Below are 14,558 nucleotides of genomic sequence, written 5' to 3' on the forward strand. Positions count from 1 at the left end.
ACTCCCGACAGGCAAAATACCGCGCACGAATTCCCCCGAAACCAGGACACAGCAGAGCCCAACCCATCCTAAACACATTTAGTGCTTGAAATTACTGGGTTTAGGCGTGGCTATCCACTGGTTTCGTGTAACTTGATACACGATTAAGTTGAATGATGTTAAGAATACCTTGATGTCCGATTTACGGAGTATGTTGCAATCTATGCCGGGAGTGGATATTTTCTACCATTCTTCTGGCGGTGAGCGTGCGTGCGCGCCGGCTCACAGCGACTCCCGGTGCGTCCACCGGCCGGCCAGGAGGGTGCCGAGCACGCGCGGGCGGCGCAGCTCCGCGGGCGGGAGAAGAGACGGGTCCCGCTCCAGGATCACCAGGTCGGCCGGGTCGCCTTCCCTCACCGCCGACCGTCCCCGGGCCGCCGCCGCGAGCGCCGTCCGGAGCGGAACGGCCTGCTCGGGATGCCACGCCGGGCGCTCGTCGTCGGTCCTGGTCACGGCCGAGGCGATGCCGTCCCACGGGTCGAGCGGCGCGACCGGGGCGTCGGAGCCGAACTCCAAGGCCGCACCCGCCGCGAGCAGGTCGGCGTAGGCGTAGGCCCGGGAGGTCCGGCCACGCCAGTGGACGTCGGCTACCTCGCGGTCGCCCGGGGCGTGCGCGGGCTGCACCCCGGCGACCAGACCCGGCCGGGCGAACCTGGCGAAGTCGGCGGCCCGGACGAGCTGCGCGTGTTCGATGCGCCCGGGACACCCGACGGCGTCGAAGGCGTCGAGTGCGATCGCGGACGCGTGGTCGCCGATGGCGTGCACGGCGAGTTGGAGGCCGCGCCGGGCGGCGAGCGACATCGTCGCGACCAGTTCCTCCGGCGACGTCTCCAGCCGCCCGAGGTCGCCCGAGCCCGGGTACGGCTCGTCGCAGTAGGCGGTGCGGGTGTTGAGCGAGCCGTCGACGAAGACCTTCACCGGGCCGACCTCCAGCAGCCCGCCGGAATCCGGCACCGGGTCGCCCGTACGCAGCCCTCCGGCGATCGCGTCGTCGAGCCGATGCCCGGGGATCGAGCAGACGACGCGCACGGCGACGTCCTGCTCGCGTACCCGCCGCGACCATTCCGTCACGTTGTCGGCGAACTCGAAGTCCAGCACCCCGATCACACCGAGACGTGCGGCGGCGACGGTCGCCTCGGCGATCCAGCCGTCCATCACCTCGCGCGGAGGCGGCGGCAGCGCGGCCAGCGCGTCGTAGCACTCCCTCTCGCGCAGCACCCCGGTCGGATGGTCGCCCCTGCCGATGAGGGCGAGCGCGGCCTGGCTGAGCCAGACCGTGTGGAGGTCGTTGCCGATCAGCACGACCGGATGGTCCGCGGGGAGCAGCGACTTGTCCGGCCGGTCCGGCCACAGGGCGTCGCGGAAGCCGAACCCCTCGATCAGCCCACTGCCCGGCCCTTCGCCCGCCCCCGGGAGCCGGACGAGCCGGGACGCCTCCACCGCCGACCGCGCGCCGCCGAGGTCGATCCGGCGGCGGGCCCTGGCCCACTGTACGGAGTGCACGTGCGCGTCCCACAGTCCGGGCAGCAGGGTCGCACCCTGGAGATCGACGTTCTCGGCGCCCTCGATGCCGGCCACCACGCCGGGCGGTTCGATCGCGGTCACCCGGCCGCCTTCGATCGAGACGTGCCGCACCGGGCCGCCGAGGCCGACCCGGGCATTGCGCAGCAGCAGCCTCGACGGCGGCTTCGACCGCCGCCCGGACGACCGCTCGAACGACGGCTTCGACACGTGAGGAGAGGTCATGCCGGAAACGTTATGCGGGCGCGCCGAGACCGCTCATCGTCGGAGAGCGACGACCGGGCCCGGCGAATGCGGTCGGCCGGATGAACGCCCCGTCACGGGTTCGTCCTCCGGAACAACGCGCGCTCCGCCCCGGATGGCCGAGACTGCCACCATGCAGGCCCTCGCCGTCGTCAATCCGCACCTCCGCCCCGAGCGCGTCGCCCCGCCGCCCGGCCCCGAGGTCACCGTCTTCCACCGGGGACTCGCGGGGTACGCCCCCACGCCGCTGCGGCGACTGCCGGACATCGCGTGGGGTCGGAACCGGCGGACCGTCCTCATGAAGGACGAGTCCGACCGCTTCGGCCTACCCGCCTTCAAGTTCCTCGGGGCGTCGTGGGCGGTGGAGGAGACGCTGCGCCGCCATCCCGGCACCCGGACGCTGGTCGCCGCGAGCGCGGGCAACCACGGGCGGGCGGTGGCCCGCTGCGCCGCCCGGCTCGGCCTCGCCTGCCGGATCCATCTGCCCGCCGCCGTCGGCGCCGAGCGCGCCCGCCTGATCGCGGCCGAGGGGGCCGAGGTGATCGTCACGGCCGGGTCCTACGACGACGCGGCCGCGGCGGCCGAGCGCGACGGCGGCGCACCCGGCAGAGCGCTGATCGCCGACTTCTCACCGTCACCCGGCGTGCCGTCGGCCGAGTGGGTCATCGACGGCTACGCCACCCTGTTCCGCGAGATCACGGCCGAGCCGACCGAGCCGGTCGGCATCGTGCTCGTCCCCGTCGGCGTCGGTTCCCTGGCCGCCGCCGCGGTCCGCTGGGCCGTACACGAGGCTCCGAAGGCGTACGGCCCGGCCGTCATCGCGGTGGAACCGGTGACGGCCGCGTGCGTGGCCGAGTCGCTGCGCGCGGGCCGCCCGGTCAGCGTGCCGACCCCGGGCACCGTCATGGCCGGCCTCAACTGCGGCACCCCGTCGGCCCCCGCCTGGCCGGCCCTCCGCGACGGCCTGGCCGGCACGATCGCGGTGAGCGACGACGAGGTGGGCTCGGTCACCCGGGAGCTCGCCGCGCTGGGACTGGACATCGGCCTCTGCGGCGCCGCCACCCTGGCCGCCCTGCACCGCCTCGCCGACGCGGCCGACTGCGGCCCGCTGCGTGACGCCGTACGGCTCGGCGGCGGAGCCGTGCTGTGCATCGGCACAGAGGGAACCACCGGGGGAGGTTCAGTCAGCGGAGCAGGGTGACGAACCCGGCGGCCCATCACCCACCTAACGGATCAAAACCGGAGCAAAAGCGCCGACGCGCTCGCGGCGGCGCTGGGCGGCGCCATCTCGATCGAGGACGTGGGCCGCCGGGTCATCGCGTTCAGCACGATCCCCGGTCGGCCCCTCGACGACGTACGCCGGCCGGGCATCCTCGACCATGGGCGAGTTCCACCCCGCTCGGGACGGGTCGGACACTCCCTGACCGGCCGTCCGGGGAACCTCTGAGGTAAGGAAAGAGTGGGCAATCACCGATACCGGGATCACCGAGAGCCGAGACCGGTGCCCGGCACGGGGGTAGGCAATCTTCACCGGTACGCCAGTGCCGACCGCTTCGATTGAAGGGACAGGATGCCAGGGGAAACGGCTCGTCACGCTGGCTCCGATCCGCGTGCCGACATGCCGGCCCGGCTGCGGCGGGCGGCGCTCGGCTTGCTCACGATCGGGGTGGCGGTGGCGCTCGCGTCCCCATCGCAGTCCGCGGACGCGATGGCGGTGCCCCGAGATCCGCGGAAGAATTACCGGGCCGCATCCGGCGACGGCCAGGACAACGGCAATCAGTCCACCGTGCGCCTGGGCAATGGCAAGAACAACAGGAATTACTTGGCGATGGGCGGCACCCGGGCCAGCGGCGCCCTGCATCAGGTTTCGATCGGTGTCGGCGGCGTGAGCACCATCCAGGGCACTTACTGCAAACGCCGGACCCGGGTCTGCAAGGTTTCCCAGAATATAATGGCGCCATTTCGTAGGCATCCCTCGGGAAAACATGGCGTTTCCAGGATGCCGCCACCGTCTCCGGCAAGGGGTTCCGCCAGGCCGGCAAAGCATCGGTAATCGTTCGCGCTGTAGATCATCAGAGAACCGAATGCGATGCCCGGCAACGGGTATGGCTGATGTCGATTTCATCCGACACGCCGGGGAGAAATCACTCGCCGCATGCCTGCCGGAAGGTGCCAGAGGAATGGATTGTAACACTGTGCACAGCTCACTCGACGGCGTGATCGTCCATGTGCGTCGGCTGGTGTTCGGCACGCTCACGATCGCACTCGCGGGCGCCTTCGCTCTCCCCTCCACGAGTGCGGAGGCGGCCGCGACCTCCTCCAGCCTCCGGCCGATGGGCAACGGCACCGGTGGCGGTGACAACAACGGCAACGGCTCCAGCGTTCTCGTGGGCCGCGGCAGGCGGAACACGAACGAGGTGACGATCGGCAGCCTGAAGAGTGGGAGGGGAATAGAACAGGCCACCATCAGCGTGCGAGGAGCCGGGGTCACCCAGGGGAGTTACTGCACCCGGAGGTCCCGCGCCTGCAATGTTCCGCAATATGCATGGGTGCCCTTCACCAGGGGAGGGTCGCGTTACTCGTCCGGATCTCGGTGATCGAAACCCGTGCGCTCCTGAAGGTTTCCCACAGCCTGCTTCGACATAACCTGAACGCTTGAGTTTTAACACCGCCCACGGCAATGATATGGCAAGATGCCGACGATCTCCGCTCGTTGAACGACCTCGATGGTCTGCGGGAGCCTATGCTGTCGAATGCGTCCGATCGGACCAAGTGCCGCACTCGCCAGATCAGCAGGGGACGACGAAAAGTGACTTTCAAGTGTGTCGGTGGAGCATTCGGCGGAAGAACTCTTTCCCTGTTTCTCGCCGGTGCCCTCGCCTCGACCGCACTCGTCGGGATCGCTGAGCCATCCCATGCTGCTGCGGATACAAAACGGCCGGAAGCAGACACGAAACGAGCGACGGCTGACGCCGATGCGCACCGCGGTCACAGAACCGGAAACGGCAGGCGCAACCGGAACATCGTCTTCTCGAACAGCCCCACCCGCAATCGCGGCTACCAGCACACGACGGCCACGACGGCGGGCGGCGCGACCAGCGTGCAGAACGTGCTGTGCAAGCGGGTCAAGAACTGCAAAATCATCGTGAAGATGACGATCGTCGTCCCGACCCCCACCGCGAAGCCCACGACCACGACACCCGAACCCACCGCGCCTGAAGCGGAATCCGCGGCGATGCCGGCCCCGTCTTCCGGAACACCGGCCACACCGACCATCGGCACGCCCGTCCCCACCCCGTCACCTGCACCGTCAGATGAGGCGACACCGACTCCGTCTCGCGAGACACCAGGCACCATGGCCGCTCGCACACCCGTCCCCATCCCCGTCCCGTCCGGTCGCGGCAGAGCCCTCCTGCTGCACCTGCGCGGGACGGTCGGCCTGCGTCTCAACCCGCTCCAGAATCCGCTCTGACGCGTTCACCGGCCTAGCTGTACCCGCCCCACCCCAACGTGGCTGTTCCTACGATCGGCCGGTGGTCGCGTCCTCCCTGCCCATCTCATCGGCTCCGACAACTGGATCGGCCGGCCGCCGGTGGGTCTCCGCGCGGCGCAGGAGCAGCATCGCGGCGTCGTCCGGGACGGGCCCGCCCACGTGGCGCAGCAGATCGGCGCGCAGCTCGTCCAGCGCGGCCTGCGGGTCGGGCGCCCGCAGCAGACGCACGCGTTCCTCGAGCGGATAGAAGACCCCGCTCCGGTCCCGGGCCTCGATGACGCCGTCCGTATAGAAAAGGATCTGGTCGCCGTCCCCGAACGGGACGCCGTACGGCTTGGGCCGGGGAGAACCGAGCTCGGCGAGCCCGAGCGGGGCGGCCTCCTCCGGCGGTTCGGCCAGATGGACGCCGCCGTCTCCGCCGAGCACGAGCGGAGCGGGATGGCCGCAGTTGAGCAGCCAGATCTCCTCGTCGTGCACCTCGGCGAGGATCGCCGTGACGAACTTCTCACCGCTCAGATGCCGGGCGAGGCTGGTCTCCAGCCGTTCGGCGACGCCGAGCAGTTCGGCCTGGTCATAGGCCGCCTCACGGAACGCGCCAAGAACCCACGCCGCTGTCTCCACGGCCTCCAGGCCCTTGCCCTGCACGTCACCGATCAGCAGCCGCACCCCCTCCGGCGTGACGACCACCTCGTAGAGGTCGCCGCCGATCTGCGCCTCAGCCGCGGCCGACGTGTAGGACAGCGCGACCGTCAGATCGCCGGCCCGGCGGGGGACGGGGCGCAGCAGCACACGCTGGGCGGCCTCCGCGACCAGCCGGACCGTGGCCAGCTTGCGTTCGCGCCCGATCCTCAGCACGCTCGCCAGCATGCTGGCCCCGGTGACCCCGACTATCGACGCCATCGTGAGGGTGTTCTGCGGCCGGCCGAGCAGCTGGTCGTACGCCGCCAGCGGCACATAGACGACCAGCGAGAGCACGCCCACCGCAGCGGTACGGCGTATGCCGCCCGAGACCGAGGCGAAGGCCGGCCCCAGGGTGAGCAGCGGCAGAAAGACCAAGGTAGGCCCGACGAGCAGGTCGGCCAGAACCACACCGGATATCGCGACGAACGGCAGCGCACGGAGGACTCCCTGCGATTTCATGGCGACTCCATTGCTGACCTCGGCCAGTTCATGGAACATTCCCTGCGGTTTCGCTGCTACTCCTTTTCCCGGCCGGGCTCACCGGCTGCCGGCCGCCTTGCCACCCGCGATTATGCGCCCGTCGACGAGGTCTGTGGCGGTTCATCGGCGAAAACTCTCAGGAGGCCGAGGGGCTGACGACCTGAGGGAGATTAGCAGAGAGGAAAGATGCATCTATTGTGGCAGAAATCTACACAGGCGACCATTCGACCCGCCCGGTCCCACGTGACCCGACAAGGCGCGAACAACCCCGCATTTCGCGAGATCACGGCCTTCTGGGCGCAGGTCGCGGGCCGACAGCAGCGGAGCCTGCCCGGTGGAGGGCCGGGAAGCCTCACCTGTCATCGGCGGACCTCCTCGGCGAGCCGGTCCAGCCGGGAGCCGGTCAGCTCCAGCCAGCGCAGGTCGGCCTCGAGGTGGAAGATCGCATGATCGCAGATCAGCGCGTCGGCCAGATCTCCGCGCGTCTTGCGCCGAGTCAGCTCCCGCATCAGGTCGAGGTGCGCCGCGCGCTGGACGTCGAGGATCGTCGCGGCATCCCGGCCGGTCAGCAGCGCGAGCACCACCTTGGTATAGAGGGTGCTGTTCAGGTAGAGGCCTGGGCGCTCCGGCCGAGACAGCCATCCCTCCACGTCGCTGACGCCGGCGGCCGTGATCGCGTACCGCTTGCGCTCGGGCCCGCCCCCGCGCTCGACCGCGTCGACCTCGACGAGCCCGTTCTTCAGCAGCCGCGCCAGCGTGGCGTAGACCTGGCCGTAATGGAGTGGACGATCCTGGCCGAACTGGGCGTCGAACTCCTGCTTGAGGTCGTACCCGTGCCGGGGCCCGCACTCCAGCAGCGCCAGCAACGTGTGGGAAATCGGCATGCCCACGACTATACATCGCCTCTATACACGGTGTGTACAGAGGCGATGTGCGGTCGATCGGGCGGCGGATCAGCGGTCGGCGCGCGGGTGCTCCTCTCCGGCGGACTCGCCGCCGGATTCCTTTTCCCCGGAGTCCCTCGCGCCTGGCCTCCTGGGCTCGCGCCCCGCCTGCTTGAGCGCGAGGCGCAGGCCGTACTCGATCTGGGCGTTGATGCTGCGCAGATCGTCGGCCGCCCATCTGGCGACGGCCTCGTAGACGGCGGGATCAAGCCGGAGTAGGAGCTTTTTGCGTTCCGGCATGGTCAGGCATAGAGGCTGCCGGCGTTGACCACCGGCTGGGTCGCCCGGTCGCCGCAGAGGACGACCAGGAGGTTGGACACCATCTGGGCCTTGCGCTCCTCGTCGAGTTCGACCACTCCCTGCTCCGACAGCCGGTCCAGGGCGAGCCTCACCATACCGACAGCGCCCTCCACGATGTGCGCACGCGCCGCGACCACCTGTGCGGCCTGCTGACGGACCAGCATGGCCTGGGCGATCTCGGGGGCGTAGGCCAGGTGGGTGATCCGCGCCTCCAGGACCTCGACACCGGCCAGGTCGGTGCGCTCACGCAGCTCGGCGGTGAGCTCCCCGGCCACCTCCGCGCCGTCGCGCAGGCTGGTGCGGCCCTCCTCATGGGAGTCGTACGGATGACTGGTGGCCAGGTGCCGTACGGCGGCCTCCGACTGGATCGCCACGTACTCCTCGTAGTCGTCCACCGAGAACGCCGCCCGCGCGGTGTCGACCACCTTGTAGACCACGACCGCGGCTATCTCCACCGGATTGCCGTCGGCGTCGTTGACCTTGAGCTTGGCGGTCTCGAAGTTGCGCACCCGGAGCGTGATCCGCTGCTTGGTGGTGAACGGCAGCACCCACTGGAACCCGGCGGCGTTCAACGAGCCGACGTACCGGCCCAGGAACTGCACGACCTTGGCCTCGTTCGGATTGATGACGGTGAAGCCCGACGCCACGATCACGGCGACCACGAGCCACGCGATCGTCAGTGCGATCAGCAGCCCGACGCCCCCCGGCAGCCCCTCCTCCCACGCCGTCGAATCCAACCCGGACAGCTTGCTCTGCCAGCCCGGCACCAGCGCACCGGCGAGCACCAGCAGGACCAGCAGTACGGCGAAGCCGTTCAGCCGGAACGCCCGTCGTTCCATCGCCTCTCCCCTCTCGTCAGCTATCGAAGTGATATCACCAAGATAGCGCAGAGCTAGCATTCCACAAGGGGGCGCCCCCGCCTCCATCGCGGCGATCCGATCCGACGGCGTCGGCGTGCCCCTTCCCTTTACGTCAGGTCCGGCGCCGATTGCCTAGAGTTGCCGACAGACCGACGAACAGGGGGAGGGCATGACAAAAGACCAGGCCGCACAGGCGGTGCGTGAGGCGAAGGCGAGGCTGGGCGTCACCTGGGCGCAACTGGCCGAGGCGGTGGGCCGACCGGTCCCGTGGACGGTGGCGGCACTGCTCGGCCAGCATCCGATGAGCGAGGCAGAGGCCACGGCGGCGGCGAACCTGCTGGACCTCGACGAGAACGTGACTCGGGCACTGCGACTCCAGCCGACACGCGGATCGCTCGGTGCCGCCGTCCCCACCGACCCGACGATCTACCGGTTCTACGAGGTCCTGCAGGTCTACGGCCCGACGATCAAGGAGCTGATCCACGAGGAGTTCGGGGACGGCATCATGAGCGCGATCAACTTCAACCTGGCGGTACGCCGGGTGCCTGACCCGGGGGGCGACCGGGTCGAGGTCGTGCTCAACGGCAAGTTCCTGCCGTACGAATGGTGACCGGCCCGACCGGCGCGACCTGCCTCCACCGGTGAGCCGGTGGACCGGTAGCCGACAGCCGATGTCGCGGCCTCGCCGGCCGCCGGCGGGGCCGCTATGCCCGAGACCGGCCGAGACGACGACCGGCCGGATCGGCGTACGCATTCTGTCGGTCGCGCCCGGCAGAATGACCCTCATCGTGACCACGGAAACACTCCCGCGCCCGCTGCCGGTCGACCTCGTCGACGGGCCCGGCGGCCTGCTCTATCTGCTCCCGCACGCTCCGCTCACCCCGGCCGACTGCGAGGCACTGTCCGCGATTCTCGCCGCACGCGCCGCCGCCACCACCCGTCACCCCGCCCTCCGGATCCCGCCCTGAGCGGTGACGGCTCACCCGCCGGACCGGACAGATGACGGCGGGGCGTCCGGTCCCGGAAAGCCGCCGGGCCCAGCGGATTCGGCGGATCGGCAGGGTACGGCGGAACCGTATCGGATAGAGGGACAACCGTCCTAAAGATCCGCTTCTGTTGACTTTTTACGGATTTGCCCATCTGTGGGAGGAAGGTGAAAATCCACGACGGACTCCCGACGCATCGACCGTCCGGCATTACTGGGACCTGACACTCCTCCGGGTAGCGTCGTTTGCAGACAGTACGCCCCGAAAATGGACGAAGGCGCGTATATGGCAATCCCACTCGAGATTACTGTCAGCGATCACCAGGCGGCTTCCGTGGTCGCGCTGGCTGGTGAACTCGACATCGCCACCGGGGATGTGCTCCGTGGCACGATCGAAGACCTCATCCAGCGTGGACGCACCAAGCTGGTGGTGGACGCGTCCGTACTCCAGTTCTGTGACTCGTACGGACTGGAGGCCCTGCTGGAGATGCACGACGCCCTGAAGGACGTCGGCGGATCCATGTGCCTCGCTGGAGTTCACGGCGTTCTGCGGCTGGTGCTCGACGTGACCGGAACGGACACGTTCACGATCAAACAGACTCCTGCCGAGGCGCTGGCCGATGTGCTGGTCGCGCCCGCCCGTGACACCGCCTCGAACGAACGGCGGAAGAAGTCCGCACTGAGCAGCTTGGTCTGAGCCTGATGCGATCAGGCATGTGGCAGGCCCGCGCCGCCGGGAGGGCCCGCCATGCACTTGAACTCTGACGTCCCGCAGTTCCCGACGTGGCGGCCGTGTCCTCTGCGGCGTCCTCTGCGGCCGCCCGAACCCGCGTCGCCGGCTCAGGGGAGATCGGCCGGCGGGGCCGGTCCGGCGTCTGCCGTACGAGCAGGTCGGCGACGTCGAGCCCGCCACACGTGGACGGCACGCCGGCGAGCCGTTCCCGAGCCGTGCCACCCGTTTCGCCGGGCATGCGTGGTCTTACCGACTTCTCCTCCAGGGTCGGCCACCGGCCGGAAGACGTTCTCCCAGGTGGATGCGGGGAAAACCACTTTTGTGATTCCTTGGCGCTCCCGCGCCGCGGACGAGGGAGCGCGTCTTCGTTGGGGTCGTGACGTCCCCGTGGCTTAAACTGGCTGACGGCCTGATCGAGGCTCGCCTGCCCGGCGGCCGGTTCTGGGGGGTACGTGACTATGGCGAAGCGTTCACCGCAGCGCATATGGCACGGCATGATCTGTCGAACACAACCCCGGAGAGCGCGGTGAGAACCGTGTCCTGCCGCGCGCGACCCAGACGGCCCCAGGCGAAGCATCCGTCTGGATCCACGTGCGCGACAGGTGTCGTTTTTCGAATTCCCCTCATCACCCCTGACCATGTCCACAGCATCCGCCGAGGTGTGCGAGTGACAGCCTCCGTCGAACTGACCCCGGCCCCGAGCGGCAGCGATGGCCGCATTCTGGTCGTCGCGCTGACCGGAGCACTGGACTATTCAAATGCCGATCGACTTCGTGAGAATGTCAGGGACACCCTGGCACCGGAGCACCGGGAACTCGTACTCGACCTGAACGGCCTGGAATTCTGTGACTCGACCGGCCTGCGTGCGCTGCTCGACATCCGTGAAGTCCTGGGCGAGCGCGGCGGAGCCGTCTCGCTGGTGAACCTCAACGCCCGGCTGACCAAGATATTCCGGATCACCGGGCTCATCAAGGCGTTCGCCGTCGCGACGGATCTGGCGGAGGCGCTCGGCGCGGCCCGGGCCCGGATGGGATCGTCCCCGAGCTAGTGCCCCTCCGCCGACCTCTGCCCCGCCGCACCCCTCCCCCTCCGCCCTCCGGTCCGGCCACCGTTCCGGGTTCCGGTAGCGTTGCAGAAGCACCCGCGACCATCATGGTCCCGGGCTACCAACCGATCGAGCGGCGGCCGCGGCGGAGGGAACCCCCGGGAGGGATGCCCTCGCGGGGGTGAAGATGGGCGGCATCGAGGAGGGAAAGGTGGAGGATCACCTTCGGCAGTGGCCGATCACAGATGATCTGGCCGCCCTGCGAGAGCACGTCCAGAGCCACGCCGTCCAGGCCGGACTCACCGGAACCCGGCTGGACGACCTCGTCATCGCCGCCAACGAGGCCGCCATCAACGTGCTCGAACACGGAGGCGGGTCCGGCACGCTGACCATCTGGCACGACGACGACCACCTCGCCGTCGACATCGTGGACAACGCGGGCCGGCTGCGCCCCGACGACGTTCCGCGTCCCCGGCCGGGCCCCCACGCCAACCGCGGCTACGGTCTGTGGCTGATCGGCCTGCTCTGCGACACGGTGAGCATCGAGCAGGCCCCGGGTCACTCCCGTGTCCGCCTGTCGATGAGTCTCCATCCCGCGGCCGTCGGTTTCGAAGCACACAGCGACGCCTGAACCCCTCACACCTCCACCGCCTGCTCCTCGGCCCTCGCGAGTTTTCACGTCAAATTCTGCGGAAGCCAAAAACGGTGGTCGCGGACCCCGGTCAAGCGTTGAAGTCGGTCTCGTTTTCGTCGTGATCCCGTAAATCGGGCCGATGAGGCCGACCGCTCGCCCTAATCTGGGGTCCGCGACCACAGGTGAACCGCTACCTGAGGTATGCCCATGACGCGGCGGCAACCGCGATCAGGATGCAGAGGCGGATGGTCCGGGGGGTGCTGTCAACTACGTCCCGGACCGTTCTCGCCACCTCTCCGATCCAGGAGCCGAACTCCGGGTCGTGATACCGCTTCTCGTCACGGCGTCCCCCGCGTACGCGAGGCCGAATGGCAGTCATCGTGGCCCCCTCTCCATATGCTTCATCGGGGGAACGCGTGCCCCCCGAAATGCCCGAACCGAGCGGGATCCCTCAAGGGCGCCACGAGGCCGTACGGGATTCCCCCGCAGCGCCTTCGCGCCGCCCCGGCGGGGGATACCGGACGGTGGATTTCATGGTCACATTCACGCGCCGCGTAACGCAATGGAGATCGAGCAGTATTCTGCGGTCCCTACGAAGAGTGACGATAGAATCACAGTTTGCTATATACTTTAGCCCCGTTATGTCCCGATAAGTACGCTTTGCTGTCCGATTTGTCCGTACGCGCTTTCCGGAATTTTGGGTCAGGCGGCGACACGCCGTCATTTTGCGGGAGGGGCCCGTCAACGGCGGCGGCGGCCCCTCACGCCACGACCACTCCGGACGCCTCGTCGTGAACTGTTCGCCAGCAGCAGCCCGACCGCGACGAGGACGGCGCCGAGGAACAGGAACCCGAGATCGTAGGCGACCTGGTGCGGGCCTGGCCGTACGTGATGGACCCCCAGCAGTTGGTGGTCCACCAGGCCCTCGACGACATTGAACAGGCCCCAGCCGGCTATGCCGTACCCCAGCAGTTCGCGCCCGGGGTGCGGGCCGCGGCGCGACAGCATCGCGACACCGGCGATCACCAGCGCGAGACAGCCCGCGTGGAACAGCCCGTCACCGATCATGTTGAGACGCTCGTCATGCGGATACCACCCGCTGAGCATGTGATGCCAGCCCATCAGCTGGTGCAGCAGGATTCCGTCGATGAAGCCGCCGATGCCGAGGCCGAGCACCAGGCCGGCGGTGCGAGTCGATGTCATGACGTTAGGCAACGATACCGTAACAACGAGTGAGCGGCTCGACGCCACCCGGTCAGCCGCCGAGATCCCTGGCCGCGTTGTCCAGACGGCAGGCCAGCGCCTCCATCCGGTCATCGGATAGCGGGGCGCGTACGAGGTCGTGCGGGAGATCGCTGCGCCGTATGATCACCAGACCCCGGTGCTCGTCGTCGATCTCGCCGACGGGCAGCACGAGGCATTCGCCGCGGACGAACACCAGCGCCACATCCGGATCGTCCGACTCCAGCAGCCGTCGAGCGCATTCCCGGTCCACGAGCGGCATGCCCTCCGCCTCCTCGATCCTCTCAGGTCCGATCGCTCGTACTCATGGGCGCGTACCGGCGCCCGTGGCCGCCTCCCTGATCCGGCCGCCCACGCCCGACTCCGGCGCGAGCGGGGGAGTGTCCATGCCGGCCCCGCCGCTCATGCCGTCGATCACCGCGCGCAGCGCGTCCGTACCGCTGTGGCGGGGCTCCCAGCCCAGCTCGGTGCGGGCTCTCGTCACGTCCATGATGGGCAGTCGCAGCGCCATCTCCATCAGGCCGGGCGAGGCCGGGAGCAGCCGCATGTGCCACCCGGCCGCGACCGCGCCCCTGGCCACCATCGACGGCACCGGAACCCGCCGCGCCCCGAGCATCTCCGCCATGACGGCCGGGTCGATGACCGGGTCGGCTGCCAGGTTGAACGCCCCGGAGACGGGCCGGGTGAGGGCGAGCCGGTACGCCTCCGCGGCGTCGGAGGTGTGCAGCGCCTGGAAGCGCAGCCCGTGGATGTCCGGGACGAACCGGATCAGATTCGGCCGGATCAGCCGCTGCGGCAGGAACGGCCCGGCGAACAGACGCCGCTGCTCGCTCGCGGACTCCCGCTTGAAGATGAAACCGGGGCGCATACGGACGACACGGATGTCCTCATGATCACGTTCGAACGTGTCGAGAACCCGCTCGACGTACGCCTTCTCCCGTCCGTAGGCGGCGCCGGGCCAGCCGTGCGTGGGCCAGCTCTCGTCGACCGGCCGGTCCTTCGGGCCCGGCGAGTAGGCGCCGACCGAGGACGAGTGGATGAGCGTGGACACGCCGGCCCGCGCGGCGGCCCGGAAGACCCGGACACTGCCGATGACATTGGTGTTCCAGGTCGTCACCGGGTTGTGGGTGGGCTGGAACAGCCAGGCGAGGTGGATCACCGCGTCGGCGCCGGAGAAGATCTCCCCGAGGTCGTCACGGCACACGTCGGCCCGCCGCCACTCGACCTTCCCCGGCCGCCAGCCGGGCATCCGCCGAGCCACCCCGACCATCGAGGTGATCGCGGGATCGGCCTCGAGCGCACTGACGACACTGGTCCCGACGTTTCCGGTCGCACCGACCACAACTACGCGCATTCTG

General features: G+C 69.0%; 17 protein-coding genes. 8 read left to right on the plus strand and 9 right to left on the minus strand.

Annotated elements, in window-relative coordinates:
• Positions 1 to 261 precede the first annotated feature (261 nt).
• Entirely contained in the window at positions 262 to 1,785 is a 1,524-nt protein-coding gene (locus tag ACQP1K_RS28060) for an amidohydrolase (protein WP_433498686.1), read from the minus strand.
• Between the two features lie 151 nt (positions 1,786 to 1,936).
• Between ACQP1K_RS28060 and ACQP1K_RS28065 the strand changes: the two genes are divergently transcribed.
• The 3 genes from ACQP1K_RS28065 (at position 1,937) to ACQP1K_RS28075 (ending at position 4,400) form a co-directional block, all read left to right on the plus strand.
• Entirely contained in the window at positions 1,937 to 3,004 is a 1,068-nt protein-coding gene (locus ACQP1K_RS28065) for a pyridoxal-phosphate dependent enzyme (RefSeq protein ID WP_433498687.1), read from the plus strand.
• A 417-nt stretch (positions 3,005 to 3,421) separates the two neighbouring features.
• Entirely contained in the window at positions 3,422 to 3,856 is a 435-nt protein-coding gene (locus tag ACQP1K_RS28070; protein WP_433498688.1) for a hypothetical protein, read from the plus strand.
• Positions 3,857 to 3,983: 127 nt separating this feature from the next.
• Complete coding sequence (locus ACQP1K_RS28075; RefSeq protein ID WP_433498689.1) at positions 3,984 to 4,400, plus strand: hypothetical protein; 417 nt, start codon at positions 3,984 to 3,986, stop codon at positions 4,398 to 4,400.
• Positions 4,401 to 4,860: 460 nt separating this feature from the next.
• Here the strand turns inward: ACQP1K_RS28075 and ACQP1K_RS28080 are convergent, their stop codons facing one another.
• The 5 genes from ACQP1K_RS28080 to ACQP1K_RS28100 form a co-directional block, all read right to left on the minus strand.
• Positions 4,861 to 5,097: a hypothetical protein gene (locus tag ACQP1K_RS28080; protein ID WP_433498690.1), complete on the minus strand. Its 237-nt coding sequence runs from the start codon at positions 5,095 to 5,097 to the stop codon at positions 4,861 to 4,863.
• A gap of 226 nt (positions 5,098 to 5,323) precedes the next feature.
• On the minus strand, positions 5,324 to 6,436 hold the full coding sequence (locus ACQP1K_RS28085; protein WP_433498691.1) for a PP2C family protein-serine/threonine phosphatase: 1,113 nt from the start codon (positions 6,434 to 6,436) through the stop codon (positions 5,324 to 5,326).
• A 380-nt stretch (positions 6,437 to 6,816) separates the two neighbouring features.
• Positions 6,817 to 7,341, minus strand: coding sequence for a PadR family transcriptional regulator (locus ACQP1K_RS28090; protein ID WP_433498692.1), 525 nt, complete (start codon positions 7,339 to 7,341; stop codon positions 6,817 to 6,819).
• A 69-nt stretch (positions 7,342 to 7,410) separates the two neighbouring features.
• Positions 7,411 to 7,641 (minus strand): hypothetical protein, encoded by a 231-nt coding sequence (locus ACQP1K_RS28095; RefSeq protein ID WP_433498693.1) that lies wholly within the window; start codon positions 7,639 to 7,641, stop codon positions 7,411 to 7,413.
• A 2-nt stretch (positions 7,642 to 7,643) separates the two neighbouring features.
• Positions 7,644 to 8,540, minus strand: coding sequence for an SPFH domain-containing protein (locus ACQP1K_RS28100; RefSeq protein ID WP_433498694.1), 897 nt, complete (start codon positions 8,538 to 8,540; stop codon positions 7,644 to 7,646).
• Positions 8,541 to 8,730: 190 nt separating this feature from the next.
• On the opposite strand from ACQP1K_RS28100, the gene cynS reads away from it, so the two are divergent.
• From cynS to ACQP1K_RS28125, 5 genes are all read left to right on the plus strand, one after another.
• Positions 8,731 to 9,171: a cyanase gene (gene cynS, locus ACQP1K_RS28105; RefSeq protein ID WP_433498695.1), complete on the plus strand. Its 441-nt coding sequence runs from the start codon at positions 8,731 to 8,733 to the stop codon at positions 9,169 to 9,171.
• A gap of 178 nt (positions 9,172 to 9,349) precedes the next feature.
• Positions 9,350 to 9,529, plus strand: coding sequence for a hypothetical protein (locus ACQP1K_RS28110; protein WP_433498696.1), 180 nt, complete (start codon positions 9,350 to 9,352; stop codon positions 9,527 to 9,529).
• Positions 9,530 to 9,814: 285 nt separating this feature from the next.
• The gene (locus tag ACQP1K_RS28115; RefSeq protein WP_433498697.1) at positions 9,815 to 10,243 is read left to right on the plus strand and encodes an STAS domain-containing protein; all 429 of its coding nucleotides are present in this window, start codon (positions 9,815 to 9,817) and stop codon (positions 10,241 to 10,243) included.
• A 703-nt stretch (positions 10,244 to 10,946) separates the two neighbouring features.
• Positions 10,947 to 11,327 carry an STAS domain-containing protein gene (locus ACQP1K_RS28120; RefSeq protein WP_433498698.1) on the plus strand — a complete coding sequence of 127 codons (381 nt, stop codon included), beginning with the start codon at positions 10,947 to 10,949 and terminating at the stop codon, positions 11,325 to 11,327.
• Between the two features lie 208 nt (positions 11,328 to 11,535).
• Positions 11,536 to 11,955 carry an ATP-binding protein gene (locus ACQP1K_RS28125; RefSeq protein WP_433498699.1) on the plus strand — a complete coding sequence of 140 codons (420 nt, stop codon included), beginning with the start codon at positions 11,536 to 11,538 and terminating at the stop codon, positions 11,953 to 11,955.
• 744 nt (positions 11,956 to 12,699) lie between these two features.
• On the opposite strand, the gene ACQP1K_RS28130 is transcribed toward ACQP1K_RS28125, so the two are convergent.
• From ACQP1K_RS28130 to ACQP1K_RS28140, 3 genes are read right to left on the minus strand one after another with little or no spacing between them, the layout of a single operon-like run.
• Positions 12,700 to 13,161, minus strand: coding sequence for a DUF2243 domain-containing protein (locus ACQP1K_RS28130; RefSeq protein ID WP_433498700.1), 462 nt, complete (start codon positions 13,159 to 13,161; stop codon positions 12,700 to 12,702).
• A 52-nt stretch (positions 13,162 to 13,213) separates the two neighbouring features.
• On the minus strand, positions 13,214 to 13,462 hold the full coding sequence (locus ACQP1K_RS28135; protein ID WP_433498701.1) for a hypothetical protein: 249 nt from the start codon (positions 13,460 to 13,462) through the stop codon (positions 13,214 to 13,216).
• Between the two features lie 42 nt (positions 13,463 to 13,504).
• On the minus strand, positions 13,505 to 14,554 hold the full coding sequence (locus ACQP1K_RS28140) for an NAD-dependent epimerase/dehydratase family protein (RefSeq protein ID WP_433498702.1): 1,050 nt from the start codon (positions 14,552 to 14,554) through the stop codon (positions 13,505 to 13,507).
• Positions 14,555 to 14,558 lie beyond the last annotated feature (4 nt).

Origin of the sequence: Sphaerimonospora sp. CA-214678 (assembly GCF_050942215.1) — a bacterium.
GTDB lineage: Bacteria > Actinomycetota > Actinomycetes > Streptosporangiales > Streptosporangiaceae > Sphaerimonospora.